Below are 26,145 nucleotides of genomic sequence, written 5' to 3'. Positions count from 1 at the left end.
CCTACGCCTCAACCGTGAAGTCAGCTCCGAGAGTCTCGAGCTTCGCGATGAAGTTCTCGTAGCCGCGCGCGATGATGCCGACGTTGGAGACACGTGAGGTGCCATCCGCTGCAAGCGCCGCGATGAGGTGGCTGAAGCCGCCACGAAGGTCAGGGACCTCGATGTCGGCTGCCTTGAGCTTCGTCGGGCCGGAGATGATGGCGGAGTGCTGGAAGTTGCGCTGCCCGAAGCGGCATTCCTGGCTGCCGAGGCACTCGCGGTGCAGCTGGATGTCGCTGCCCATCTCGACGAGTGCGTCGACGAAGCCGAAGCGCTGCTCGTACACCGTCTCGTGCACGATGGAGACGCCGTGCGCCTGGGTCAGGGCGACAACAAGCGGCTGCTGCCAGTCGGTCATGAAGCCGGGGTGCACGTCGGTCTCGATGACGACGGGGCGCAGCTCGCCGCCCGGGTGGTAGAAGCGGATGCCGTCGTCATGGATCTCGAAGGCTCCGCCTGCCTTGCGGAAGACGTTGAGGAAGGTGAGCATCTCGGGCTGCTTCGCGCCGCCCACGTAGATGTCGCCCTTCGTGACGAGCGCCGCCGAGGCCCAGCTCGCTGCCTCGTTGCGGTCGAAGAGCGCCTTGTGGCTGTACCCGCCGAGACGCTCGACGCCCTCGATGCGAATGACTCGGTCGGCGTCGACGGAGATGACGGCGCCCATCTTCTGCAAGATGTTGATGAGGTCCATGATCTCCGGCTCGATGGCCGCGTTGCGCAACTCCGTGCGGCCGTTCGCGCGAACAGCAGTGAGCAGGACCTGCTCCGTGGCGCCGACGGACGGGTATGGGAGCGTGACCTTCGCGCCGTGCAGGCCCTCTGGCGCGCTCATCCGGATGCCACTCGGCAGCTTCTCGATGACGGCGCCGAAGTTGCGGAGCACCTCGAGGTGGAAGTCGATCGGGCGGTCGCCGATGCGGCAGCCGCCGAGGTCGGGGATGAACGCTTCGCCCAGGCGGTGCAGGAGCGGGCCGCAGAAGAGGATCGGGATGCGGCTGGAGCCCGCGTGCGCGTTGATCTCGGCCATGTGGGCCGTCTCGACGTTCGTCGGGTCGAGGCGCAAGTCGCCGGAGACCTCGTTGCGGTCGATCTTCACACCGTGCAGCGTGAGGAGACCGGCGACGACGCGCACGTCGGAGATATCCGGAACGTCGCGGAGGACGCTGACTTCTTCGCCGAGGAGCGCCGCGACCATGGCCTTGGTCACGAGGTTCTTGGCGCCACGCACCTCGATGCGACCTGAGAGCGGGCGTCCGCCGTTGAAGACGATGGTGTCGCCGGTCAGACCGACTGATGCGCCGGCGCGAGCCGAGTCGTTGGTGATCGTGTTCACTGAGTTGCACTCCCTGCGGTGGTGGACCTGCGGATTGGAAGGGTCCGCGGACGCCACGCCTCTCGGCGTGACTCAAAGGTGGAGATCGCGTGTTCGTCACGCAACGTCAACGAGATGTCGTCGAGGCCCTCGAGCAGACGCCATCTCGTGTAGTCGTCGATCTCGAACGTCGCCGCCATGTCTCCGACAGTAACGGTGTTCGTGGTGAGATCAACGACCGCAGTCGTGCTCGGGTCCGCTTCTGCGGCGTCCCAGAGCTGTTCTACGATGTGCTCCTCCAGCGTGGCGACAAGCAGCCCTTGCTTGCCGGCGTTGCCGAGGAAGATGTCTCCGAAACGGGAACCGATGACGGCCCGGAAGCCGTAATCCTTGAGCGCCCACACGGCGTGCTCGCGAGACGAGCCAGTACCGAAGTCGGGTCCGACGAGCAGGATGCGGGGGTTCTCCTGGTATTCGGGCCGGTTGAGCACGAACTCCGGGTCCTGCCTCCAACCGTTGAAGAGCGCATCCTCGTAGCCCGTCTTGGTGACGCGCTTGAGGTAGACGGCGGGGAGTATCTGGTCGGTGTCCACGTTGGATCGACGCAGGGGCACGGCGGTGCCTTCGATGCGAGTGATCTTCTCCATCAGACGGTCACCTCCTGCGGCAGCTGTGCATCATGGCCAGGCGCGGATGCGGCGGGCTCGTCGAGATCGGACGGACTCGAGAGCGTACCTCGAACGGCGGTCGCGGCGGCGACGAGGGGCGACACGAGGTGCGTTCGCCCGCCTTTGCCCTGTCGGCCTTCGAAGTTCCGGTTGGAGGTGGAGGCGCATCGCTGACCTGGCTCGAGCTGGTCTGGATTCATGCCGAGGCACATCGAGCATCCCGCGAAGCGCCACTCAGCGCCGAATTCCTTGATGATCTTGTCGAGCCCCTCAGCTTCCGCCTCGAGACGCACTCGCGCCGAACCGGGAACGACCATGACGCGAACACCGTCGGCCTTCTTCCGTCCCTCGATGACGGACGCGAACGCTCGCAGGTCTTCGATCCGACTGTTCGTGCATGAGCCCATGAAGACGACGTCGACGGGGATGGACTTCATGGGGCGACCAGCTTCGAGCGCCATGTACTTGAGCGCTCGCTCGGCAGCCTGGCGATCGTTAGGGTCAGCGAATTCGGACGGCTCCGGTACGACACCGTTGAGCGAGATCCCCTGGCCCGGGTTGGTCCCCCACGTCACGAACGGCTCGAGGTTGTCAGCGTCGATGAAGACCTCGGCGTCGAAGACGGCGTCATCGTCCGTCCTCAGCGTGCGCCAGTAGTCGAGCGCCGCATCCCAGTCGTCGCCGCTCGGAGCGTGGTCGCGGCCTGCCAGGTAGGCGAAGGTCTTCTCGTCTGGCGCGACCATGCCGGCCCGGGCGCCCGCCTCGATGGACATGTTGCAGATCGTCATGCGCCCCTCCATGGAGAGCGCTTCGATCGCTGAGCCGCGGTACTCGAGCACGTAACCGGCGCCACCGCCAGTGCCGATCTTCGCGATGACGGCGAGGATGATGTCCTTCGCGGTGACGCCTTCCTTGAGCGTGCCGTCGACGTTGATCGCCATCGTCTTGAAGGGCTTGATCGCGAGCGTCTGCGTCGCGAGCACGTGCTCGACCTCGCTTGTGCCGATGCCGAACGCGATGGCCCCGAAGGCCCCGTGCGTTGAGGTGTGCGAGTCGCCGCACACGACGGTGATGCCCGGCTGCGTGAGGCCGAGCTGCGGACCGACGACGTGCACGATGCCCTGCTCGGCGTCGCCGAGCGGGTGGAGGCGGATGCCGAACTCCTTGGCGTTACGGCGCAATGTCTCGATCTGCGTGCGACTCGTCGTGTCGGCGATGCGGTTCAGGATGTCGACCGTCGGGGTGTTGTGGTCTTCCGTCGCGATCGTGAGGTCGGGGCGCCGGACCGGTCGGCCGGCTACGCGCAGGCCGTCAAACGCCTGCGGGCTCGTGACCTCGTGCATGATGTGCAGGTCGATGTAGATGAGGTCCGGCGAGCCGTCTTCGCCCTTCGCGACGAGGTGGTCTTCCCACACCTTCTGCGCCAGGGTCCTTGACTGCGCTGCGTCCGTGCCCTGCGCTGCGTCCGTGCCCTGCGCCGCGTCCGTGCTGCTATCCGTCTTCATGTTGCTTGTGTCTCCTCGCATCTGCTCAGGCGCCATCGACACCGCGACGGGATGCACCTTCGAAGTCAGGCCCCGTCGCGGCAGCAAAGGAGGAGCAGGCCAGCAGACATGCGGACCATGCTAACACTGCGCCTGCCTGCGACTTCTGGGCAGTTGGGGCGGCCCCGAGGGGCGCGAGCTGCATCGCCTTGACCATGCGGCTCCTGACGTGAGGTGAACGAGAGCAGGCCTCAGCTCCGGCGAATCGAGAGCCGGTACTCGCCCAGCTGCACAACGTCGCCTGAGCGGAGCTCCGCTGGGACTCCAGGCTCAACCGCGAGGGCGCCATGCGCATTCCCGCCTGGGAAGAGCGCGACTCCGTTCGTCGAATTGAGGTCGTCGACGTACAGCCGATCCCCGTCGACCCAGAACCGTGCGTGAGTCTTGGACATCGTCTGCGTGAGGTCGGGGACCGCCGAGACCGAAGCGTCGGGGAAACGTTCTTGCGAGGGGTTTCGTCCGATGACCACGGGCCCGTAGATGGGGAGGCTGACCCCGTCGGAGAGTACGATCACCCATTCGGGGAGCGGCTGCTCGATGTGGTTCTGCGGCTCGCGCTGGTCTGGGTGCCCCTGCTGCTCTGGCTGCTCCGTTGACGCGCCGAACGCGGCATCTCCGCGCGGCGTCGCGGAGGATGCTCCGCCCGGGGCGATGGGTGGTTGCAGCACTGATGGTGGCACCGACGGCGGGATCGACGGCGGGACCGACGGCGGCGCTGAGGACACGTAGGTCCCCGCGGCGGGTTGCCCGAGCAGCGACTCGAGTGGCGCGCTTGTCGGCTGTGCAGCCTCGCCGAAGCGTGGGGCGGCGGGTGGCAGGACCTGCGCCGGCGGTTGCTGCTGCACCTGCCCAGGCTGTGACTGAGAATGCGGCAGCGGTTGCGGTGAGAGCCGTGGGCGCGGCGCTGGCATGGGTGGGAGCGGGTACTCGTCGTCGAGCTCCGCGCGCAGCCAGTCATCGGCCGGAGCTTCTGCTGCTCCCCCGTTGCCTGCTGCCTGACCCGACCAGTCGGGTCGACCCGACCGGTCGGCCGATTCAGGCATGACCGGCCCCTGGCCGATCATTCCCGGCGGTACTTGGATGAACCCCGAACGTTCCACGTCGCCATGATACGGCTCGCTGGGTCGTGCGGAACGTATATCGTCCTCGCAGACGGCGCCAGAAGCCCGCGGCGCTCTTCGCCTCCGCGACGGAGGTGTCCACGTCGACCCACAACTGCTCGAGTTGTTCGTCGGTCGGCAGCTCGTCGCCGAAGACCGCCCTGTCGCTCCGGTCGGCGATCGAGACGAGCGAGGGATGCACTGCCTCGGCGGTCTGGAGCCTCGTCCGTTTCGGCGGCACCCGGTACCCAAGCTCGGCGAACCGGTCGATGCTGTCGCTCCAGGCGGCCGCAGCGCGCAGGTCCGGACTGCCCTCGTGCTCCCGTTTCCGGCGCCGCCTCCTCTTCAGGAGAGCGATGACGAGGAGCGGCGCGAGAAAGAGCACAAGAGGCACCGCGAGCGCGACGCTGAGGGGAACGAGCCAGGCCGGCAGGGTCTCTTCATCATCCGGCTCCTCCTCCTGCCGCGGCTCGTCGGCGCTCGTGAGGAGCTCCTCCGGCTTCTCCTGTGTCTGAGGCGGCTGCCTCACCTGCGCTTTCGGCTTCGACTGCGGCTCCGTGGTCGTGTTGACGGGCACGTCTGTCTGCTCTGGTGTCGGTTCGAAGGCGACCCAGCCGAACCCTTCGAAGGGCACCTCGACCCAGGCGGTGACGTCGGACCCGCGCACCTCGGTTGTGCCGTCAGCCGAGACCTGCTCCGGTGCGTAGCCCATCACGACACGTGCCGGGAATCCGAGTTGACGGGCCATGATGGCCATTGCCGACGCGTACTGCTCCTGGTCGCCGACGAGGTAGCGGAGGTCGAAGAGCTCCTGCATACGGTCGAGTCCGTGGCCTGCCCGCGATGGCACGGTGTCGCTCGCCGTCCCGTGGCTGAGGAACCCCTCGGCGATGAGAGCGTTCTCGATGGCCTTGAGCTGGAGGTAGGGGGAGGTCTCGCCTGCGATGTAGCTCTGCATCCGCTCGACGAGCGCGGCCGGCGCCGCTGGCATCGCCGGGTAGTCGAGGTCGACGACATCAACGTTGTCGAGCTGCCCCTCAACCGGGAGGTCCTGCGCCATGGCGGCGATCTCGTAGGTGTCGCCTTCGCGGAGGCCAGACGTGACGAGGCCTCCCCCGGTACGCGAGTTGAAGCGGAAGTCTCCGCTGCGCTCCGGCAGGCTGCCGCCCGTGAAGTTCACATCGGTGGGCACGCCGACGCTCGGCAGCCAGATGTCGGAGTAGTCGCGGACGGAGACGCCGAGAGCTCGGTCGGACGACGAGGTCACGAACGGGTTGCTCGGAACGACCCTGCCTGACAGGTTGTAGCTGCCCGTCGCGTCCAACGATTCTTGGGGTTTGGCGATCTGCCAGGACTTGCCCGAGTAGCTCTCGAGCGTCGCGAGGCGGATACGGTCGCCGCTCTCGAGACCGCTGACGTCGAAGAGCACCGCGTCAGGCTGGAGCTTCGAGTACTCACGGAAGCCGGCGAGCGGACTCGTGTGAGACAGCGGGTCGAACGGCGGAGTGATCTGCTCTCGCGCGACGACGCGCTGGTCGGCGACGGTCTCTGACGCCACGAAGCCGCCAGCGGTGGTGAGGAGCGCGGCGACAAGAACAAGAACGCCGGTGCCGAGGGCGCGGGATCGCACGAGTGCGCGCCTCGCGTCCTTCGATGCGATGTTGCCGAAGCCTCGACGCCAGCTGAGCCAGACGAGCGCGATGAGCGCGAAGGCCCCGCCGCGCAGGACGCCAGCGACGCTGTCCTCCGTCCCGACGAAGATCGCGCTGGCGAGCACCGCGAGGGGGCCAAGCAACGCCACCGTCGGCGACCAGATGGAGCCTGGTCTCGTCGGGGCAATCCAGAGCAGCACGAGCATCGAGACGAGGGAAGAGATGGTCGCTGCGAAGTACGGGAGCACCGCGAGGTGGGTGGGCGCGAGGAGCGGAGTCGAGAGGGTGACAGCGTCGCGCCAGGCGAAGACGGGCGCTCTGGCGAGGTCGGCGAGCGTCGCGAGCGTGGGGAGCACCCCGCCGAGGCCTGACTGGGGAAGCGCGAATGCCGTGCCCAGGAGGAAGTAGGCGGCGATCGCTACGAGAAGGGTGTTGAACCGCGTGAGCCCGAGTTTTGAGCCGAGGAGCGCGGATCCGATGCCGATCAGGAGTCCGCCGGCGACGGCGAGCAGGAACCAGGTGCTGCCGTAGGCAGGCGCGAAGCCGAGCGAAGCGATGAGCGTGAGCGCCGCGATGACGCCAGCATCGACGCCAGCATCGACGCCAGCATCGACGAGGGTGCTCGCTTCGACGACGCGGCGCTTCTCGCGGCTCGGTGCACGACCCGTCTGTCCGTGCACCGCCGTCATGTGCGCACCCGCGTCTCGCGCACTAGGCGGGGCAGGTCGTCGAGTTCGGGCACCGTGCAGACCACGGTCTCGCGCAGGCGCGTGCGGCTCGCGGGGTGCCCGATCGCGCATCGGAAGACGACAAGCGTCACATCGGCCGCGAAGACGGACTGCAGCTGCCCGAGCTGTGCGTCCGTCGTGCCGCTCCCACATACGAGGAAAACGATGCTGGCTTGCGGGAGCCGCCGTGCGCTGAGCGCCACGAAGTCGCGCAGCGATGGCGCCGCCGCCTCGAGCGGCTCGAGTCGGCTGCTGCCATCGAGCATCGACGAGACCGCTCGAGTGGGCAGCTGCCCGCTTTGCGTCATGGCGCTCACGGAGACGCCGGAGTGGATGAGTTCCTGGGCGAGTGAGGCGAGCACCTCGACTCCGAGCTCGAACTCTTCCTCCGAGGCGTAGGCGGCTGTCTCGAGCGTCTGCAGCACGTTGGCCTGCGAGCGCCTGGTCTCCTGGAACTGACGGACCATGAGGAGTCCCGTGCGGGCGCTTGTCCGCCAGTGGATGTTCCTGCGGTCGTCTCCCGGTTCGTAGGGACGCAGCGCGTGGAAGGCGAGGTCGTCATCGGTGATGCGCTCACCGGTCACACCCTCGAGGTCTCGGAGGAGTCCAGCAACCTGAGCTGTGATGCGCACCGTTCGCGGGTGCACGAACAGCTCGAGCACGCCGGTCCACTTCGTGGCTCGCTCGAGGAGCCCGAGCGGGTCGCCTCGCAGTGACCGGGCCGGGCCGGCCTCGATCACAGCGCGTCGTGTGGTGGGCACGGCGAAGAGGTCCTCGTGGGTTTCGTCTGGCGCGAGCTGCGGAACGCTGAACTCTGCCGTGGCCTGCCCGACCGGGAGGGCGAGGCGCGTCGGGAGGACGCGCCGTTCCCCGAGGTTCGTCACCTGCAGGCGGCCGAGCGCGCGGTCGCCGACGCGTACGCGTCGCGGTTCGAGCTCCACCTGCACGCCGAAGCTCTCGCGGCCGATCGTGAAGGGAACGGCTGCCGCGAACACTCCGACAAGGACTCCCCCGATGCCGATGAGCTCGAGCCAGCCGAAGACGGTTCCGGCAGCGAGCAGCACGATGCCGGCGACGAGCACGATCCAGCCGAGCGGCGTGACGCACTTGATGGCGTCGCCGATCGTGAGCCGGTCGCGTTCGGCGAGCTCGGCTTCTCCTGGTTCGTGCCCTTCAGCCATTAGACGGCCCGGTGCTGAGGAGGCTGGACCTCGAGGAGGCAGCGGTCGATGACCTGGTCGGGGGTCGTGCCGGAGAACTCGGCCTCTGGGTCGAGGATCAGGCGGTGCGCGAGGACCGGGTGTGCGAGGGTGCGCACGTCGTCTGGGATGACATAGCGGCGGCCGTGCGCGAGGGCCCACGCCTTCACGGCGCGGGCAAGCGCGAGGGCACCGCGGACGGAGACGCCGACTATCACGTCGCGGTCAGCGCGCGTGGCCGTCACGATCTCCGACACGTAGGCCATGATCGACTCGTCGACGTGCACTTCGGCGGCCAGCTCTTGCATGACGACGACGTTCTCCGCGTGCAGGATCGCTGGCACGCTGTCGGCGCGCTGCCGGTTCCCGGCGTCCATGAGCAGGCGCACGGTGCTCGCATGGTCGGGGTAGCCGAGCGAGGTCTTCATGAGGAAGCGGTCGAGCTGCGCCTCAGGCAGCTTGTACGTTCCGGCTTGCTCGACGGGGTTCTGGGTGGCGATGACGAGGAACGGTGCCGGCACCGGATGCGGCGTGCCGTCGACCGTGACCCGCCCCTCTTCCATGACCTCGAGGAGCGCGGACTGCGTCTTCGGCGAGGCGCGGTTGATCTCGTCGGCGAGCACGATGGACGCGAAGATCGGGCCGGGGTGGAACTCGAAGTCGCGCTTCACCTGGTCGAAGATCGTGACACCCGTGACGTCGGAGGGCAGCAGGTCTGGCGTGAACTGCACGCGACTGTTGGTGCCGTCGATCGTCTTCGCGAGCGCCTTGGCGAGCACCGTCTTGCCTGTCCCTGGCACGTCCTCGAGGAGGAGGTGACCCTGGCTGAAGAGGGTTGTCAGCGTGAGCTCGACGACGTGGCGCTTACCGACGACCGCACGCTCGATGTTCGCCGCCAACCGGTCGAACGCATCCTGGAACCAGGCGGCCTGCTCTTCGGTCACTGTCATGCTGGCTCCTCTTCGCGACGGCTGCTGCGCGCCGGGTCTGTTGATCGTCTCTTCATCCACCGACATTCGGCCTACCACTTCTCGACTACGTCGCTTCGTACAACGACGGTGCCCTTGTCCAGGATCTCCACCCAGTAGCCGCCGAGGCTGCCTTCGCAAGCCGGGACCCTGACTCCACCGTCGGCGTTCAGCGCTGGACCGCTCACGCCACCCTGCTCCCCCACGAGCTTGTCGTCGCCCGGCTTCCCGTTGCTGTAGCACTTGACGCTGTAGGTCGTACTCGCCAGGAAGTCCTCCCCCTTGATGTGGAAGCTCTTCACCTCATCCGGCTTGCCGTCAACGGCATCGCCACCGGTGACGCTGATCTTGTAGAGGGGCGTGTAAATCAGGTTGCCGACTATTTTCCCTGTCGCGGTCGAGACGCCAGCCTCGTTCTTCGCCGCGACATAGACGCTCACCGGCGTCGACGCTGACTTTGGGATCGTGATGCCGGTGATTTCGAACGACAGCTGAGTTGCTGGCACGCTTGTGGTCGTCGGGGCCTGAGTGCCGATCTGGACCGTCACGTCGTAGCCGGTGAGGCCGCCGCCGTCCACCGATGGGGCAGACCATCTTGCGGTCAGCGTGCCCGTGAGTTCGCCGGGTGGCGCGAGCACGTCCGGCACGGTGAGCCCTTGCGGGGCCTGTGGCAGGTCGATCGGCTTCGCGCCGACGGAGGTGGCGGGAGGCCCGAATCCGAGTTCGTTTGCGGCACGTACGGTGGCCGTGTACTCGCGGCCCGGCAGAAGGCCGTCCGCCGCTGTGAACGTCACGCTGTTCGCGAGACCGGCTGACTTCTCGATCGGCGTTGCGCCGCCCGTCAGCGTCACTTCGTAGCCGGTGATCTCCTTCCCGTTCGAGACAGCCCCTGACCAGCTCACGACAAGCGTGCCGAGCGAACTGCCCTTCGCGAGCGTCACCGTGGTCGGCGCACCGGGCACGTCCTGCACCTGGACGGTCGCGAGCCCCGTCGTCTCGCGCAACGGGTCGCCGGTCTGGTCACCGATGCGGTAGCTGACCGTGATGGTGCCGATGAAGTTCGCCTTCGGAACAATGCGGACCTGGCCGTCGACAACCGACACTGTGGCTCCGGAGCCGGCTCCCGACACCTCGCTCGCGGAGATGAGCTTGAGCGGCGACTCGGGGAACGGGTTGAAGTCGTTGCCGGTGACGTTCATGGTGACGGTCTCGTTGCGGCGCGCGAGCTGCTCGTCCGGCACGGCGCGCGGCAGCGGCTTGGACGTCGAGACGACGGTCACGGTCACGGTCCCGGTCTGCACGAAGTCGCGGAACGTGTAGGTGACCGTGTATTTCGCGACGGTGCCGACCTTCGCTGACAGGCCAGCCCCCACCTTGACGGTGCTGCCGTCGAGGGTCGCCTTCAGGTCCCCGGTGCCACCCGTCAGCTTCGAGTACTGCACCTGCGGGAGGACGTCCTTGTTGGGGTGGCCCGTGGCCGTCCGCAGGTCGAAGCTCTGCTCTGTCCCCTGCTCGACGGTCAGCTGCGGTGCCACGAACGTCGGCGCGACGTCGAAGAAGTCGGGGTCGCCGACCGTGATCGGCACGCGGATGGTCGCGATGCCGGCGTTCGGGTCGTTGTCGCCCTGCGCATCCGAGACCTGGAACGTGATGGACGCCGGCCCGCGGAACCCCGGTTTCGGGGCGAAGCTGAGCTTCGTGTCGCCCTGCACGAGGGCGCTGCCGTCGGCCTGCTCAGCCCACACCTGTTCCGGGTTGATGAGCACGACCCGGTTGCCGGACGGCGCGCGTACGAGGTCGTTGACGTCCCACGAGATCGATTCGCCGACCTTCACCTTCTGGGCGGGGAGGTCGGGGATGAGGAACGGCGACTGTCGCTTCGACTCCTCCGTGATGAGCGCGGGAACCATGAGGAAGCCCGCGGCGGTGAGGCCCGTGTCCGCGGCCGTGAGCCGGTACACGATGATCTGCCTCACGTCGCTGAGCGACACCGTCACGCGCCCGTCCTCCTCGACCTGTGCAGCGCCGGCGCCGGCACCGACGAGGTCGACGGCGAGCTCGCTCACGCGGCCCCCCGGGTTCGCAGCGCCGTCGCGCACGTTGACGCTGAGCGTCTCGCCCCCGGCGAAGTCGTCGAGGCGCACGACGTGGTCGGTCGCGGTGGGTGGGAGCGTCGGCGCATCGGCGCTCATCGTGATGTGGATGAACGCGGCGTCCTGCCCGCCCTGCCCGTTCGTGATCGTGTACGGCACGGAGATGAAGTCGCCCTCGCTTGGCACCGTGACGATGACGGACTCGCCGTCGACCTCAGCGTCGAAGCTCGGGTCGACGCCGACGAGCTCTGGCACGAGCTCGAGCTTGTACCCGTTCGGGTCAGAGTCGTTCTGCAGGACGGGCACCGCGATGCGGGAGCCAGGCTTGGCGCGGACGTTGTCGTCGACGGCGACGGGAGGCGCAGTCGCGGCGGGGCGAGCGACGACACCGACCCTGATCGTGCCCTCCGCTCGCTGGCCGTAGCCGTCGACGACCTCGTAGCGGAGGATGTCGGTGCCGGCGGCTCCAGCGAATGCCTCGTAAATGAACGAGGTCTGCGTGATCTCGCGCACCGAGCCGAGCTTCGGCACGTCGATGAGCTGCGTGAGCTCGACGGAGTCGCCGTCCGGGTCGATGCCGCTCAGCGGCACGTCGATGCGGACGCTGGCGCCCTCGAACACTCGAGCTGTGTCGACGCCCGGTGCTGGCGGCCTGTTGCTCGACTCGTCGGGAGCCGTGACCTGGAACGAGACGTTGGCGCCCGCCTGCTCCCCGTGCTCGTCGATGACGGTGTAGCCGAGCGAGTAGGTGCCCGGTTCGCTCGGCGCTTGGAGCCGGACGTCGTCACCGGACACGAAGGCGTAGCCGTCGCCGACCTGCACGGTGTTGAGTTCAGGCGTCAGCGACATCTGTGCCTCATCAGGGTGGGAGTCGTTCTCGAGCACGGAAACGCTCGTGTAGTCACCCGCGCGCACACGCCGTGTGTCGTCGACCGCGACCGGGGGCTCGTGGGTGATGGCCGGTTCGACCGGGACGACGACGATGAACCCAACGGAGGTGGCGGCGCCGTCGGTGATCGTGTACGGGAGCTCGATGGGCTGCTGGATCGCCGATTGTGACGAGAGGCGAACGATCGTGTTGTCGATGAGCTCGACGGCCAGGCCCGCGATCCGCGCCGCGTCCGTCGTCTCGACGCTCTGCACGGAGAGCACGCCAGTGCCGGTCGAGACGTCGTTGCCCAGCACGTTCACTGCGTTCGATTGGCCAGGGCGCAGATAGGCGAGGTCACGGACGGCCGTGACCTGCGTCGGCTCCTCGGCGGGCTCTTCGACGTCGAAGCGGATGATGCCGACCGACGTCGCGCCCCCGGCCGTGAGCGTGTACTGCACGTAGGCGGTTATGGCGGTCTCTGAGGTGAAGGTCACGGTACCGAGGTCGGGGTTGAAGCTCGCCCCTCCCGTCGCCGTGCCGAGCTCGGCGATCTCGACGAGCCCGAGGGCTTGTCCGTTCGGCGACAGGTCGTTCACGAGTGGCTGCGTGGTGATGGGCGCGCCCACGACGCCTTTCGCGTAGTCGGGGGTGCCGATCGGACCGAGGGTTCCCGGTGCTTCGACGCGGATGCGCAGCTCGCCTGCTGCCTGCGAGGTGCCGTCCGAGACGAGGTACGGCACAACCCGCTCCCCCAGTTCGGCGCTCATGGCGGTGAAGGTGATGCGGCCGTCAGGCGTGAACCCGACCCCGTCGCCGACTGGAGGCGTCGCCCCCTGCAGGAAGATGGGGTCGCCCTCCGGGTCGACCCAGTCGGGCATGACGTTGTAGGAGATCTTCTGGCCGGCCTCGACGGCGACGGTGCTCGTCCGGTTCGTCGTCGGGGCCTGGTTCTCCGCGTCAGCTGGGTGGATGCGGATCGTGAGCCGCGCATCCGCGACGCCGCCAGGCCTGCCGTCCGTGGCGGTGTATGTGAGCGTCTGCTCGCCGGATGCGCCCTCGGCGGCGCGGAACTGCAAGGCGCGTCCGTTGTCGATGAGTCTCAGCTCACCGAAGGACTCGGGGACGTCGCCCGCGACCCCGGTGATCGTGAGGATGTCGCCGTCGACGTCCGAGTCGTTGTCGAGCACCGTCAGGTAACCCGTGGCGCCTGCGCGCACACCGAAGGAGTCGTCGATCAGCTCGGGAGGGGTGTTCTCCTCGCCTCGCTCGGCGAGCGTGGCCTCGAAGGACTCCTCAGTGGCCTCGTTCTCGCCCTCGACGCCGTCGGTGTCCTCCGGCGGCACAAGCTCGTTCCAGTTCTCCACGAGCCGCATGTTCTCCTGCGGCAGCCACACCTGGCCGGTTGCGACGTCGTTGAGGGCGACCACGTTGCGGTTCACGCGGTAGAGGATCTCGCCGAGTGGAGGATTCGACATCGACTGCACTCGCGGTTCCTCGTCACCGCACACCACCATCGTCGCGGCGGCCTGAGCCCAGGCTGCGTGCGTGCATCCGCCGACGACGGCGGGGCGGGCAGTTCCAGATGGAGTGGCCTGCGGGCCGACAATACCGGCCTGGACGGCCGTCGGTTCGCCGCCGGCCAAGGGCACCCGCAGGACCCCGTCGGCCATCGCGAGCACAACCTCGGAAGCGGCAGCCCCCGGCAACTGCACTCGCAGCGCGGTCTCGGGAACCTCGCGTGTCTGGCCGTCAACGAGCAGCGCGCTCGCCTCGGTGTCGAACACGACCGGCTGTTCCCCGACGGCGGTCAGCTCGTAGGCGCCCGGCACGCTCGCGAGGGGCTCCCAACGCTGCTCGGCGCCGATGCCCTCGATGCGCAGGATCTCCTGCCGCTCGGGCGAGACCGCGAGCACCGTACCGAGGGAGGTGACGATGACCTGCGCGTCGGTGCCGAGCTCGGCGACGGGCTCAGCCGTGGCCGCGTCGAAGGCGAGAGGCTGCGTGCCATCGATGAGCCACAGATTCCCCGAAGCCGGGTCGAGCAGCGCGATCACGCCAGCACCGTAGGCGCTCCGGCTGCCCGCCGGGGTCAGGATGCTCTCGCGCAGGTCGGTCATGGCCGGGTCGACGCGACCGAGCGATCCGCTCGTCTGGTCGTGCAGGAACACGGTGTCGCCGTCCTGCAGGATGCCGACGTCAGCCGTCACGAGGCTCACGCTCGCGTCGAGCTCCTGGATCTGCGCGTTGAGGCGACCCGCGCGAAGATCCTGGCTGTTGGAGACCCAGACGTCGCTGCTCTCCAGCTCGATCTCAGCGGCAGGGAAGCCTTCGTGGAGCAGCGCGAAGAGCAGAGGCGTGCCGATGAGCAACGCCAGCACAAGCGTCATCGCGAGCTGTCGGCGGCCTCGCGAGGTCGGCGCAGTACGGCGCATGCTTCCCCACCCCCGGCAGAACTCGTCAGCGCCTCATCCCAGGGCGCATCAAGCTTCATTGTGCACGAGGATTCGACGCGGGCGCGACCGGTAGAGCTGCCCGTAGTCCTCCGGAGGCGGTGCGTCGTCATGTCGAACGGGCCGGACCTTCGCCGAGGAGGCCCGGTGGTGCGTGGCGTCGTCAGCGGCGGTCGAGGGTCTCGAGGTCCTCCGGCGTCACGAGTCGCGTCGAGATGGCGTACTCCACGAGCCGAGCGCGGCGGTTCGACGCGAGCTTGTTGCGGCCGCCCCGCAGCCCGGAGACTCCGAACTTGTCGAGCTTGTCGCAGACGTTGTCGAGCTTGCGGTTGAACGTGGGGAGGGTCCAGCCGAGGCGAGCCGCCGCATCCGCCGAGCTCGGGATGACGCCGCGTCCCGGCACGGAGTTGCGCAGCACGTCCTCCGCAAGGGCGAGGATCAGCTCTCGCTGGGACTCGGTGAGGTGGATGACCGCCTGCGTGGTGTTGCCGGACGGCGACATGTTCACGTGGGAGGTGTTGTAGAAGTCCGACGCCGAATGGATGGCGAAATCGTAGGTCGTAGAACCGGCCGTGAACATGACCTGCATGTGCTGGAACACGACAGGCAGCTTCGCGCCGGGCGAGAGCCACGATTGCACCTGCCCCGAATCGTCGGTCACGGTCGCCGAGAGCACCGAACCGACGTTCGAGAGCCACCACATCCCGAACTCCGCCTGGAGCACCAGGAACTGGCGATGCAGGTAGGGGTTCTCGTCGATGACGAGGTCGGCGTCGCGGCCGATCGTGAACGGCTCAGCCGGGTCGAGCTCGTACCACTCGCCCACGAACTCGAGGCGGAGCGGCCCCAGCGGCGGTACCTGGCTGACGATGCGCTCGTCGCTGTCCGGGATCTCGACGGCCTCTTCCGGGACCTCTCCCGCTTCTGCGGCCGAGGTGTACTTGCTCTCACTCATATGACCATCATGGCCGATCGGCGAGGTCATTGCGGATAGCAGACCTCGAGCGGCTCCGGACTGACCTTCCCGCCGCGTCGAATCTCTACCTCGATGCAGGTGAGAGCACCATCGGTGATTCCCGGGATGACGACGGACGTTTCACTTGTTGTCGACCCGTCTTTGCCGCCCTCGCCCATCGTCCAGTAATAGACGTCGCCAGGCATCGGGTCGGGGTTCGACCAGGAGAAGGTGACGGACCCATCGAGGCTTCGGACTGCGACGGGAGCGACGAGGACGGGGGGAAATCCCCCAGCTTCGATGGCCACGGGAGTCGCGGTCGCTCGTCCGATCTCCTCGCCACCCGGGGTGAGCATCCAGGCAATCGCAGCGGCAACGCCGATCACGACCACCAACCCGCCGGCGATGATGCCGACGAGCCCGTTGCGCGACAGCCGCTTCTGACTTGCCGCGGCGTTGGCCTCGCTCACTCTGGCCAGTTCATCGGCCATCGACGCATCGTCGCCGTGGAGCTCGGGGCCCTGACCGCCCCGGGCGCCCCCGAAGGTTGGGGCCAGCGGCGCGGGTCCGGGGACCGCCCGGCCCGGCGTCGTGATGCGGCGAGCTGTCGTCGGGCCTGAGTCGTCGATCGGCGGACCACCGGTGTGCTCGGTTCCCCGAACCTTCCTGCCAGGGCGGGGCCCGCTCGCAGTCTCGTAGCGCGCAGCGAAGCCGCCAGGAGTCTGCTGGGCCGCGACGCGCACGACGGCGCGCGCGGAGGTCAACTCCGCCTTGCTCGCCCTCGCCCCCTCGTGCACCTGGGCGTTGACCAGGGAGACGGGGCGCAGGCTCGTCGCGTCGGCGTCCCCGCCGCCGGTCGCGGCGGGAGCCGAGATCGTCATGTTCGGGACGTCGATGGCCGTCGGTGCGTAGTTCAGCTCCAACTCGACCCGCTGCAGCGCGTAGGCGAACTCGACGGCGCTCTGGTATCGGTGAGCGGGATTGCGAGCCATCGCCTTGTGGAGCACGCTCACGAGCGAACGCGGCACGTCCCCTCGGTCGATGGGTGAGATGGCGCCCCGCTCGATGCGGGAGATGAGGTCGAGCGTCGTGTTCTTCTGGCCGGGACGCTCGAACGGCGTGTGACCCGCGACGAGCGAGAAGACCGTGGCGCCCAGCGAGAAGACCTCGCTGCGAACATCCGGCCTCGGCTCGTCCTCAAACATCTCAGGAGGGGACCACGGGACCGAGAGTCCGCCGCCACCCGCAGGGGCAGCCTCCACGAGCTCGCCCGCGTCGGCGAGCTCATCGTCGACCGCTGACGAGATACCGAAATCGGTGAGCGCAGGCCAGCCGAAGTCGTTGGTGAGGATGTTCGCGGGCTTCACGTCCCGGTGCAGGATCCCGACGGCGTGCGCCGTCGCGACTGCGCTCGAGATGCGCACGCCAGTGCGCAGCACCTCCTCGACCGGGATCTTCTCGCGCTTGTAACGTTCGGAGAGGCTCAGCCCTGACGCGAACTCCATGACGAAGTAGGGTCGGCCGTCGCCGGCCACGTCCGCCTGGAAGATCGTGACGATGTAGGGGTGCGACGACATCTGCGCCATGAGGTTGGCTTCGCCGATGAACGCCTGCCTGCTCGTCTCCCCGAGGTCGTCTCCACCCAGGAGTACTTTCACGGCGACGAGCCGTCTCGGGAACTGCTGCTCGTAGAGGAAGACGTCGGAGAACCCGCCGGAACCTAAGTGCTTTCGGTAGACGTAGCCGGGAATCTCGGGCGGCTCCGCTGGCGAGCGTCGCTGCCCGGCCAAAGCTAGTGCCTCGCCGTCATGGACAGGTTCCGCACGGAGAGGAAGATGCCGCTGCCGAGGTCGATGACCGTCCCAGGCATGACCGCGGTCGGCTCGCCGGCACGAAGGCGCTGCGGGCCGCGGCCGGGCATGACGACGTCCGTGCCGTTGCGCGAGTGCAGATCAGTGACGACGATGACGCCGCCCTCGACGCTCAGGAGCACGTGGTTCCGAGAGATGTCGGTGGCACCTGACAGCTTGACGTGACGGGGCTCGACGCCTCCCGTCTGCTCTGACCCCATGTTGGGTGCTCTGCCCAGCACAAGCGGGCCCGCGAGCTCGACCGTGCCACCCGTGGACAGCTCTACGATGTAGGCCGCCTCGCCGAGGGCTGGGCGCTGATGTGGCGTGCTTGCCACAGGCATTGGCGACGAGTGAGCGGAGGAGGACTCCGCAGCGGCACTCGAGACAGGAGCGACAGGAGGAGCTGTTGGGGTCGTCGAAGCGGGCGGGGCTGCAGGGGCTGCCTGCGTCGCGACTCCGACTTCTGGGTGGGTCTCGAAGGACAGCGCCTGCGCCAGCACGGTTTCGCCGAGCTCGCCGAGACCCGCCTGATTGGTCGCGCCGCCGCGAAGGTCGCGCAACGAGCCAGCCGCGACGGTGAAGCCGTCGTGCTCCCCGAGTTCATCCGATTGCTGGCGGGCCGCGCGGCGCGCTGACGCGGCCTGCCGGATTCGGCTCGCTTCGTCGCTCAGGATCGTCCGGCCGTCGTGCTCCCCGATCAGGTCCGCCTGCGCATCCGGTTCGAGAATCGGGACAGGGAAGGTATGCGCGCTGCGGTTCAGCTTGCCGTCCGCCTCCGGGTCTCCTCCTGACTCGGTCTCAGACTCGGAGCCAGACTCGGAGCCAGACTCGTCATCTGACTGCGGCTCTGTAGCTGAGGCTAACGCTGACGCTGACGCTGACTTCGAATCCTGCTCGCGCTGGAAAGCCTCGTCGTCCTCGAGCGGCAGTTCGACGATCGTGGCCTCCGCGATTCCATCGCTCGCATCAGCCGCCTGAGCTTGGGATGTGGTCGGCTCGTCGGGCGGAGAATCCTCGTGCACCGCCTCACCGGGTCCCATGGCACCGTCGAGGTCCGGGTCGGCCGTCGTCGCCGACGCCGACGCCGACGCCGACGTCTCGAGAATGGGCGCAAGCGTCTCGGAAATCTCCTCATCGTGCTCCGCGAAGAGCAGCTGGATGGGCACATCCTGGAGTCCACGCCGGCCATCGTTGACGGTGACCTCGACGCCTCTGGCAGCGGGGAGCAATGCCTCGACCCAGGTCAAGGCGTCACCGGCGTGGATGACCGCCGCGCGTAGTCCTATCTGCGGCGCGTTCACGAGCTCGACGATGCGCAGTGGCCCGCGGGCGAAGGCACGAAGCCCGTTGCCTTCCGCGATCAGGTACACGAACGAGGCGACCTCGCTGAGCGGGCCGCCACCCAGGAGGGCCGCGAAGACCCGGTCGTGCGAGAGCGTGCCTTCGGCGAAGGCGAGGCGGGCGGCCCCAAGGGCACGGTCGGCGTCGCAGTCTTCGTCGAGCGCTGGATCGGCCAACTGCGACGACTCGAGCTGCCGAAAGATCAGCAGGGCGTGGCGGCGCTGGCGGAAGATCACGGGACCTGCAGCCTCGACCTCGCGGAGTGCCTCGGTCATGTCTACCTCGGCGTCGTGTCTTCGAAGGTGTCGTCCGCTGGCGGGGCGGCGATCGGTCCTGTCGTTACGGTTGGCGTCCCGGAATCCTGGTCGGCGTTCGCATTCGCGTACTCGGAGTCGATGACGACGACGCTCACGTTGTCGCGACCGCCCACCTCGACAGCTGTCTGCACGAGCGTCTCCGCGAGGGTCAGCTCCGGCTCCGGGTCGGAGTGATACTCGAGCATGACCTGCGAGATCTGCTCGTCGCTGAGCTCCTTCGTGAGCCCGTCAGAGCACACGAGGAACACCTGGTGGCCGTGCACGGGCATGAGCCAGATGTCGGCCTCGACGTCACTCTCGGAGCCGACGGCGCGCGTGATGACGTTGCGGTCGGGGTGGATGAGCGCATCCGCCGCCGAGATGAGGCCCATCGCCACCATCTCCTGCACGGCGGAATGGTCGACGGTGACCTGCACGAGGGCGCGGCCGTTCCAGCCGTACACGCGGGAGTCGCCGACGTTGAAGATCATCCAGTGCAGCAACTCAGCACCGAGGTCGGCGAGGTCGACGAGGGCGATTCCGGACAGGGTGGTGCCCGCGACGGCACCGGGGCCGTCTGCCTCGGTCACGAGGTTCTGCACTGCCTGGTTGGCGCGGTCGATGGTGCGCAGCACGCGGTCCGGCGTGGCCGGTTCCTCAACCTGGAACTCCTCGTCGAAGGTCGCGACGACGGTCTGACTCGCCCGGTCACCGTAAGCGTGGCCGCCCATCCCGTCAGCGACGAAGAACACGGGCATGCGCGCAAGCACGGAGTCTTCGTTGACCTGGCGCACGCTTCCGACGTCGCTGGCGGCACTCACGCGCAGCGCAACCGCTTCCTCCGCGCGTGCGTACGACGAAGCCAGTTCAGTATTCACAAATAGCACCTCTGGAACTCTGCCCGGGTGGCCTGCCCCGAAGGCACACCTTGTACGCGTAGTTCGCGCGTGCGTCCATTGTGGCATTGCGGCGGCCCTGCTGCGAGACCGGCCCGCGAGACCACCTCACTCTCACGCTTCCTCAACGAATCTGCCCGCCGATTCGAGGCCCCCGGTTCCACTCAGCTCGAGCTGCCCGGTCAGTTCGAGGCGGCCGAGGAAGCGCGTGTCGTGGCTCGCCACCAGCAGAGCGCCCCGGTAGTCGCGCAGCGCATCGACAAGTTGTGCGGCCGACTCCCTGTCGAGGTTGTTGGTGGGCTCGTCGAGGAGCAGAAGCTGCGCAGGCGGGGTCGCGAGCAGGAGCCGCACAAGCGACACCCGGAAGCGCTCGCCGCCGGAGAGCGACGAGACGGGCCGATCGACGACGGCGCCCCGCAGCAGGAAGCGTGCGAGTTGGGCGCGCAGCTCCTGGACGGCCGTGTCCGGCGCCGCGCGTCGCACGTTATCGAGCACGCTTGCCGCGTCGTCGAGACCGTCGAGGCGCTGACGCAGGTAGCCGACACGGGTGGTGGACGCCGTGACCCAGGCGCCACCTCGAGTGCCGACCCGCGTCGAATCCTCCACTCTGTCGATGCCGCCTCCGCCAAGTGCCCTCGCTGAGGTCGCGATCGCGTCGAGCAAAGTGGTCTTGCCCGAGCCGTTCGGCCCCGTGAGCGCGATCCGCTCCGGCCCCATGAGCACCACGGGCCGAAGCTCCCCGGACTCGTCCGGCAGCTCGAGGGTCGCGAGGCGACGAGAGGTCGCGACGTCCGGGTCGGGGAGCTGGATGCGGATGCTCGCGTCGTCGCGCACTCGTCCCTCCGCGCGTTCCACGGCAGAGCAAGCGTCGGCGAGGCGCGAGTCGTGCTCCCCTCGGAGCTTTCCTGCGGAGACCTGCGCCCGCGCCTTCTGTCCGTTCATGAGGATCTTCGGCGCACGCTTGTTCGCCTGTGCCTTTTTCCGGCCCTCAGGCTGCTCGCGATCCTGACCTCAGCCTCTCTTCGGTCGCGCTGCTCGGATCTGAGCGCCCCCTCCGCTGACCGGAGGGCCTGAGCCGCCGCGGTCTGCTCTCGCTGGAGGTGCTCGAGGTAGTTGGTGTAACCGCCGCCCGTGAGGCTGATCTCTCCGCCGCGCAGCTCAGCGATCTGGTCGACGTGCTCGAGCAGCTCCTCGTCGTGGCTTGCGATGATCAAGGTGCCGCGCCATGAGGCGACGAGCGCGGTGAGCGTCTCGCGCGCATGCCGGTCGAGGTTGTTGCTCGGCTCGTCGAGCAGCACGATGGGGGCGCCGCCGAGGCGTAGGCCGGCGACAGCCACGAGCATCGCCTCACCGCCGGAGAGACCGCCGACGCTGCGCGTGAGCATCGCCTCGTCAAGGCCCAGAGCGCGAAGCTCTGCTTCCGCGCGCACCTCGATGTCCCAGTCATCGCCGAGCGTCTCGTAGTCGGCGGGGGCGATGGAGCCGCTCTCGATGGCGCGAAGGGCGGCGATCTTGACGTCGACGCCGAGCAGGGCCGTGACGGGCAGCTCGATGTCGAGTGTCAGCTGCTGCGGAAGGTATGCGACCTCAGCGTCGACGCGAAGCGCACCGCCCGTCGGGGCGAGCTCGCCCGCGAGCAGACGCAGCAGCGTGGACTTTCCGCTGCCGTTTCGGCCGACGAGGCCCGTTCTGCCCGGCGGGAAGGCGCCTGTGAGCGCGTCAATGGCCGGCGTTCCGTCCGGCCAGTTGAAGCCGAGGCGGTCGAACGCGAGTGGATAGGTGTTGTGCGGTGTCGTCGTAGACACGGTGCTCCCTGGTTGTTCAGCGCGCGCACTGACACCGGAAGCCTCTGAAGGTGGGATCGACGGTCGTCAGCGCACAGTGTGCGTAGCGAAGGCGTCGAGAATCCTCACCGGCCTGCCAATCTCTCGGGAACAAGAATCAACCCAACGTAACCCTGCTCCGGACAAGCGTCAACCGGGCGATGAGAGACACGAAGTGCAATAAAGGGCAGGCATGCAGAAAGCCCGGTGCGAGAGAAAATCTCGAACCGGGCTTCTGATGGTGATCCCAGCGGGATTCGAACCCGCGCTGCCGCCGTGAGAGGGCGGTGTCCTAGGCCGCTAAACGATGGGACCGTTTTGGCAACTCGGATATTCTGGCACACCGAGTGAAGCAAGCGCAAGTCGGGTTGATGGGAGCGGCGCGTCGCCCACCGTTCCGGGCTTGTTGAGGGTCCAACCAGACACCGGTTGCTAGCGTTGAAGCGTCGGTCCGGTGTCCAATGGGCCAGCTGAACCGAGGAGGACCATGCGCCTGACCAAGCTCGAGCACGCCGCGCTCTCGATTGAGAAGAGCGGCTCGCGACTCTTCATCGATCCAGGCAAGTTCACGACGCCGATCACGGAAGCCGCCGGAACGGTTGCGATCGTCATCACGCACGAGCACGACGACCACTGGACCCCTGAACAGCTGACCCGCATCTTGGCAAGGAACCCGAAGACACCCATCTTCACGACTCCGTCTGCGGCCGAGAAGATTCTGGCGGCGAACCTCCCGGACATCGGCGAGGTGATCGACGTCGCGGCGGGCGAGTCCGTGCTGGTCGGCGGGTTCGACTTGGAGTTCTTCGGAGGCGAGCACGCGATCATCCACAGCTCGATCCCGCGTATCGAGAACGTGGGCGTGCTCGTCGAGCACGGCGCCCTCTACTACGGCGGCGACGCCTACATCGCGCCGGATGGCGTCGACATCGACGTGCTGGCCGTGTGCGCGAACGCCCCATGGATGCGCGTCGCCGAGTCCATGGACTACATCGAGCGGTTGCGGCCGAAGCGGGTGCTGCCGGTGCACGAGATGCTGCTCGCAAAGGTCGGGAAGACGCTGGCGACGTCCAGGCTGCGGGAGTCGGCCGAGCGAGCGGGCGCACAGCTCATCGACTTGCAGCCGTTCGAGACGCTCGAGCTCGACTGACGCCCACCTGCTGGGCGCGCACCGTCAGTGCGCGTTGTCAGTGCGCTTGTCAGTGCGCGTTGTCAGTGCGCGTTGTCAGTGCGAACGGAGCATCTCGACCAGCTCGTTCTTGCGCTTCCCCGAGTATCCCGTGAGGTCGAGTTCTTTGGCGCGTTCCTTGAGCTCGGCGACCGTCCAATCGTCGTAGGAACCGGCTTCGCCGCCCTTCTTCCCGACAGCTCGGCGCCCCTTCTTTGCCGCGGCCTTCGAGATTCGAGCTGCCTTCTCCTTCGAGTTGCCCTCGTCGCGGAGCTTCTCGTAGAGCTCCTGGTCCTTCAGGCTCGGCTGGTCGTCTGATCCTGCCTTCTTCGGCATCGCACGCTCCCTTCAATCTGGACCCGGCCGGGTCCCGTCTGATGGCACATCCGTCAGAGGTTCTTGCCACCGGTGACGGCGATGATCGCGCCGGTGGTGTAGGTGGCGTCGTCCGAGGCCAGGTATACGTATGCACCGGCGAGCTCGGCGGGCTGGCCTGCGCGGCCGAGGGGCGTGTCCTGCCCGAAGCTCGCGAGCTTTTCCTCGCTCCACCCCGTCGCCGGGATGAGCGGGGTCCAGACCGGTCCCGGTGCGACTGCGTTGACGCGCACGCCCTTGGGCCCGAACTCCTTCGCCATCGATTCGGTGAGCGAAACGAGTGCTGCCTTGGTCATCGCGTAGTCGAAGAGCCCATCGCTCGGCTCGTACCCCTGCACGGACGACGAGAAGATGACGGATGAGCCGGGAGGGAGATGCGCCTCCGCCGCCCGAAGCGTGTAAATGGGCGCCTCGAGGTTGGTCGCGATGACCCGGCGGATCTCCTCCGTCGCAGTTTCCCCGATGCTTGTGCGGTCGCGCTGGTAGGCGGCGTTGAGCACCAGAAGGTCGATGCCACCGAACGCGGCCACGGTCGCCTGGACGATCTCGGTGCAGTACTGCTCATCACGGAGGTCGCCCGGAAGGAGCAGCCCCGTCTCGCCTGCCTCGTTGATGAGGCGCGCGGTCTCCTGCGCATCCTCTTCTTCTTCTGGCAGGTACGAGATCGCCACCTTGGCGCCCTCTCGGGCGTAAGCGATCGCGACGGCTCGCCCGATGCCCGAGTCGCCACCGGTGATGAGGGCACGGCGCCCCTTGAGCCTGCCGTGGCCCGTGTAACTGTGCTCGCCGTGGTCTGGCGCCGGCGTCGTCTCGCCGGTGAGCCCGGGCTGCTGCTGCCCCTGGGCCGGGAATCCGCTGTCACTGAAGAGCTTTCTTGGGTCTGTGAGTGCGGTCATAATGCGCCTCCGTGGGGGGTCGGTTGTGCGTTGTGACTGGCGGTCGGCGACCTGCGGTGAGGTCTCGATCGTCCGTGACCCACCACGCTAGGGACCGAACGTGGGCATTCACTGACCAACCGGTGCACAAGCGCTCAGCTTTCTCGAGACGACGTACCGTTCCCCGCGGCGACCCACCTTGTCGCCTGACGACCTACTTCGTGCGCCGAACTCCGAGGGCGACGAGCGCCGAGGATCCGAGAGCCAGTGCCGCAACCGCGACGAGCAGCGTGATCGTGCCGATGGTCGGGGCGAGCGCCGAGAGGATCGCTGGGAGGGCGAAGCCGATGTAGGTGAGCGCGTAGTACAGGCCGGTGAGCCCGGCAAGGTTGCGCCCTCCGGCCATCGCCTGCACCTCGACAAGTCCTGTCAGCATGCAGATGCCGTAGGCGCCACCCAGCAAGACACCGGCGGCGCAGGCGAGCAGCGGCGACTGCACGGCGACGTTGCCGGCGACCAGGAGCGTGCCGAGGGCCAGGAAGATGAGCCCGACCGAGCCAGACGCTCCCCCGACGCGCGCCGCGATGCGGGGCACGCTCGGTTGAATGAGGAACCCGACCGTCAGCGTCACGAGCGTGAGGAGGGCGGCGAAAGCGATCTCGAGCCCGCCGAGCTGCTCGACGACGATCGCGGGCGAGACGGCAAACGCGAGCGCCGGGGCCGCGAACACCCACGGGGCCATCGGCAGGACAACCGTGAAGAAGCGCCGTCGATGCTCCGGTGCGATGTGGACATCCACGAGAGGCCGTCTCGGCGGAGCCTCACCCTCAGGACCTGGCCCACGCGTGCGCCTGGACCGCGGTCCGGCAGTCTCGGCTCCCCGGGCGAGCGCGGCTGCGGCGATCGCCGTGAGGACTAGCTGCACGATGTAGGGGGTGAGGGTCGGCCAAGGAGCCCACTGGGCCAGCAGTCCGGCGGCGACCGCGCCGAGCAGGAAACCTGCAGTGATGGTGAGGGATGCGCGCCTCGCGGCGACGGCGGGCGGAACGGTGCCCGTCGAGAGCTCCCGGATCCAGGTGGTGCCGACGACCATGGCGACAGCCACGGAGACCCCCGAGAGGAGGCGACCGACCATCATGGCCGTCGGGCTCGCACTGCCGAGCGCGAGCACCGCGGCGGCGGCGACGCTCAACGCGACCGAGGCGATCATGAGGGGCTTGCGGCCAAAGCGATCGGAGAGCGAGCCCGCGATGAGGAAGCCCGGTATGAGGCCGATGATGTAGGCGCCGAAGAAGAGGTCGACCTGCAGGGCCGAGTAGCCCTCGACCTTGCGGTACAGGAGCAGGAGGGGCGTGAACTGGTTCCCGCCCCAGGCCATCATGAGCACGGCGGGCGCCGCAGCGAGCCACGCCTGTTCGCCTCGCGGCGCGGGCTTCGAGGACGCGTTGCTCACCCTTTGAGCACCTTCATCGTGAAGTGGGAGGTGACGCGGTGGACGCCGGGGAGACGCCACACCTTCTCGCGGAGCAGTTTCTCGAAGCTCTCCAGGTCGGCCACCTCGACGCGGAACGCGTAGTCGGGCGAGCCGAACATGCGGCGCACCTCGGTGACCTCGGACAGCTCGACTGCCTGCGACTCGAACGCCTCAACAGTGGTGTGGGCCTGGCTCGTGAGGTCGACGTCGATGAGCACCTTGAAGGCGCGGCCCACCTTGTCCGGGTTGACTTCCGCGTGGTAGCCGAGCAGGACGCCGTCCTCCTCGAGGCGCCGCACTCGCCGGAGGCAGGGTGCCGGGGTCAGCCCCACCCGCTGCGCGAGGTCAGCGTTGGTGAGTCGGGCGTTCGCCTGCAGTTCGCGCACGATTGCGCGATCGATGGTGTCCACACTTGATTATTGCCGAAAGTGGCGTCTGAAGCGTGCGATTGGCTCTCGGGATGCG

At 67.8% G+C, this 26,145-nt stretch carries 19 protein-coding genes and 1 tRNA gene; 1 reads left to right on the top strand and 19 read right to left on the bottom strand.

Going from position 1 to position 26,145, the window contains the following annotated elements:
- Position 1: 1 nt before the first annotated feature.
- From murA to C5B85_RS05185, 15 genes are all read right to left on the bottom strand, one after another.
- Entirely contained in the window at positions 2-1,372 is a 1,371-nt protein-coding gene (gene murA / locus C5B85_RS05250; protein WP_104284983.1) for a UDP-N-acetylglucosamine 1-carboxyvinyltransferase, read from the bottom strand.
- Positions 1,369-1,998 carry a 3-isopropylmalate dehydratase small subunit gene (gene leuD / locus C5B85_RS05245; protein WP_104284982.1) on the bottom strand — a complete coding sequence of 210 codons (630 nt, stop codon included), beginning with the start codon at positions 1,996-1,998 and terminating at the stop codon, positions 1,369-1,371. Before leuD ends, murA begins: the two co-directional genes overlap by 4 nt.
- Entirely contained in the window at positions 1,998-3,524 is a 1,527-nt protein-coding gene (leuC, locus tag C5B85_RS05240; protein ID WP_104284981.1) for a 3-isopropylmalate dehydratase large subunit, read from the bottom strand. The genes leuD and leuC overlap by 1 nt, the downstream gene beginning before the upstream one ends.
- Positions 3,525-3,754: 230 nt before the next feature.
- The gene (locus C5B85_RS05235; RefSeq protein WP_181064290.1) at positions 3,755-4,606 is read right to left on the bottom strand and encodes an FHA domain-containing protein; all 852 of its coding nucleotides are present in this window, start codon (positions 4,604-4,606) and stop codon (positions 3,755-3,757) included.
- Positions 4,599-7,004, bottom strand: coding sequence for a transglutaminaseTgpA domain-containing protein (locus tag C5B85_RS05230; RefSeq protein ID WP_181064289.1), 2,406 nt, complete (start codon positions 7,002-7,004; stop codon positions 4,599-4,601). The genes C5B85_RS05235 and C5B85_RS05230 overlap by 8 nt, the downstream gene beginning before the upstream one ends.
- Positions 7,001-8,224: a DUF58 domain-containing protein gene (locus C5B85_RS05225; protein ID WP_104285155.1), complete on the bottom strand. Its 1,224-nt coding sequence runs from the start codon at positions 8,222-8,224 to the stop codon at positions 7,001-7,003. The genes C5B85_RS05230 and C5B85_RS05225 overlap by 4 nt, the downstream gene beginning before the upstream one ends.
- Positions 8,224-9,192, bottom strand: coding sequence for a MoxR family ATPase (locus tag C5B85_RS05220; RefSeq protein ID WP_104285154.1), 969 nt, complete (start codon positions 9,190-9,192; stop codon positions 8,224-8,226). Before C5B85_RS05220 ends, C5B85_RS05225 begins: the two co-directional genes overlap by 1 nt.
- Before the next feature lie 71 nt (positions 9,193-9,263).
- Positions 9,264-14,606, bottom strand: coding sequence for an Ig-like domain-containing protein (locus C5B85_RS05215; RefSeq protein WP_104284978.1), 5,343 nt, complete (start codon positions 14,604-14,606; stop codon positions 9,264-9,266).
- A 181-nt stretch (positions 14,607-14,787) separates the two neighbouring features.
- Positions 14,788-15,474, bottom strand: a complete 687-nt coding sequence (locus tag C5B85_RS05210; RefSeq protein ID WP_104285153.1) for a hypothetical protein — start codon at positions 15,472-15,474, stop codon at positions 14,788-14,790.
- A 131-nt stretch (positions 15,475-15,605) separates the two neighbouring features.
- The gene (locus C5B85_RS05205; protein WP_104284977.1) at positions 15,606-17,369 is read right to left on the bottom strand and encodes a protein kinase; all 1,764 of its coding nucleotides are present in this window, start codon (positions 17,367-17,369) and stop codon (positions 15,606-15,608) included.
- 2 nt (positions 17,370-17,371) lie between these two features.
- A complete protein-coding gene (locus C5B85_RS05200) occupies positions 17,372-19,048 on the bottom strand; it encodes an FHA domain-containing protein (RefSeq protein ID WP_104284976.1) in 1,677 nt (558 codons plus the stop codon).
- Between the two features lie 2 nt (positions 19,049-19,050).
- Positions 19,051-19,947, bottom strand: coding sequence for a PP2C family serine/threonine-protein phosphatase (locus C5B85_RS05195; RefSeq protein WP_258070597.1), 897 nt, complete (start codon positions 19,945-19,947; stop codon positions 19,051-19,053).
- Between the two features lie 132 nt (positions 19,948-20,079).
- Positions 20,080-20,907 (bottom strand): ATP-binding cassette domain-containing protein, encoded by an 828-nt coding sequence (locus C5B85_RS19690; protein ID WP_308471326.1) that lies wholly within the window; start codon positions 20,905-20,907, stop codon positions 20,080-20,082.
- A complete protein-coding gene (locus tag C5B85_RS19685; protein WP_308471325.1) occupies positions 20,904-21,770 on the bottom strand; it encodes an ATP-binding cassette domain-containing protein in 867 nt (288 codons plus the stop codon). Before C5B85_RS19685 ends, C5B85_RS19690 begins: the two co-directional genes overlap by 4 nt.
- 257 nt (positions 21,771-22,027) lie before the next feature.
- A tRNA-Glu gene (locus C5B85_RS05185) sits at positions 22,028-22,103 on the bottom strand.
- A 172-nt stretch (positions 22,104-22,275) separates the two neighbouring features.
- Here C5B85_RS05185 and C5B85_RS05180 point away from each other — a divergent pair.
- Entirely contained in the window at positions 22,276-22,938 is a 663-nt protein-coding gene (locus tag C5B85_RS05180) for an MBL fold metallo-hydrolase (protein WP_104284974.1), read from the top strand.
- A 75-nt stretch (positions 22,939-23,013) separates the two neighbouring features.
- On the opposite strand, the gene C5B85_RS05175 is transcribed toward C5B85_RS05180, so the two are convergent.
- The 4 genes from C5B85_RS05175 to C5B85_RS05160 all read right to left on the bottom strand — a co-directional run bounded on the left by C5B85_RS05175 (position 23,014) and on the right by C5B85_RS05160 (position 26,090).
- Positions 23,014-23,292, bottom strand: coding sequence for a Rho termination factor N-terminal domain-containing protein (locus tag C5B85_RS05175; protein WP_104284973.1), 279 nt, complete (start codon positions 23,290-23,292; stop codon positions 23,014-23,016).
- A gap of 53 nt (positions 23,293-23,345) precedes the next feature.
- Positions 23,346-24,227: an SDR family oxidoreductase gene (locus C5B85_RS05170; protein WP_104284972.1), complete on the bottom strand. Its 882-nt coding sequence runs from the start codon at positions 24,225-24,227 to the stop codon at positions 23,346-23,348.
- A gap of 193 nt (positions 24,228-24,420) precedes the next feature.
- Complete coding sequence (locus C5B85_RS05165; RefSeq protein ID WP_104284971.1) at positions 24,421-25,659, bottom strand: MFS transporter; 1,239 nt, start codon at positions 25,657-25,659, stop codon at positions 24,421-24,423.
- Entirely contained in the window at positions 25,656-26,090 is a 435-nt protein-coding gene (locus C5B85_RS05160; RefSeq protein WP_104284970.1) for an Lrp/AsnC family transcriptional regulator, read from the bottom strand. Before C5B85_RS05160 ends, C5B85_RS05165 begins: the two co-directional genes overlap by 4 nt.
- Between the last annotated feature and the right edge of the window lie 55 nt (positions 26,091-26,145).

The organism is Pseudoclavibacter sp. AY1F1 (assembly GCF_002931075.1).
GTDB lineage: Bacteria > Actinomycetota > Actinomycetes > Actinomycetales > Microbacteriaceae > Pseudoclavibacter.
This window is presented reverse-complemented; position numbering and strand designations above follow the sequence as displayed.

Excerpts from the sequence above, each read along its gene's own strand:
- C5B85_RS05180 (WP_104284974.1), top strand. The coding sequence starts at position 22,276 with ATGCGCCTGACCAAGCTCGAGCACGCCGCGCTCTCGATTGAGAAGAGC.
- leuC (WP_104284981.1), bottom strand. The coding sequence starts at position 3,524 with ATGAAGACGGATAGCAGCACGGACGCGGCGCAGGGCACGGACGCAGCG.
- leuD (WP_104284982.1), bottom strand. The coding sequence starts at position 1,998 with ATGGAGAAGATCACTCGCATCGAAGGCACCGCCGTGCCCCTGCGTCGA.
- C5B85_RS05170 (WP_104284972.1), bottom strand. The coding sequence starts at position 24,227 with ATGACCGCACTCACAGACCCAAGAAAGCTCTTCAGTGACAGCGGATTC.
- C5B85_RS05220 (WP_104285154.1), bottom strand. The coding sequence starts at position 9,192 with ATGACAGTGACCGAAGAGCAGGCCGCCTGGTTCCAGGATGCGTTCGAC.
- C5B85_RS05175 (WP_104284973.1), bottom strand. The coding sequence starts at position 23,292 with ATGCCGAAGAAGGCAGGATCAGACGACCAGCCGAGCCTGAAGGACCAG.
- C5B85_RS05235 (WP_181064290.1), bottom strand. The coding sequence starts at position 4,606 with ATGCCTGAATCGGCCGACCGGTCGGGTCGACCCGACTGGTCGGGTCAG.
- C5B85_RS19690 (WP_308471326.1), bottom strand. The coding sequence starts at position 20,907 with ATGAACGGACAGAAGGCGCGGGCGCAGGTCTCCGCAGGAAAGCTCCGA.
- C5B85_RS05225 (WP_104285155.1), bottom strand. The coding sequence starts at position 8,224 with ATGGCTGAAGGGCACGAACCAGGAGAAGCCGAGCTCGCCGAACGCGAC.
- C5B85_RS05215 (WP_104284978.1), bottom strand. The coding sequence starts at position 14,606 with ATGCGCCGTACTGCGCCGACCTCGCGAGGCCGCCGACAGCTCGCGATG.
- C5B85_RS05230 (WP_181064289.1), bottom strand. The coding sequence starts at position 7,004 with ATGACGGCGGTGCACGGACAGACGGGTCGTGCACCGAGCCGCGAGAAG.
- C5B85_RS05200 (WP_104284976.1), bottom strand. The coding sequence starts at position 19,048 with ATGACCGAGGCACTCCGCGAGGTCGAGGCTGCAGGTCCCGTGATCTTC.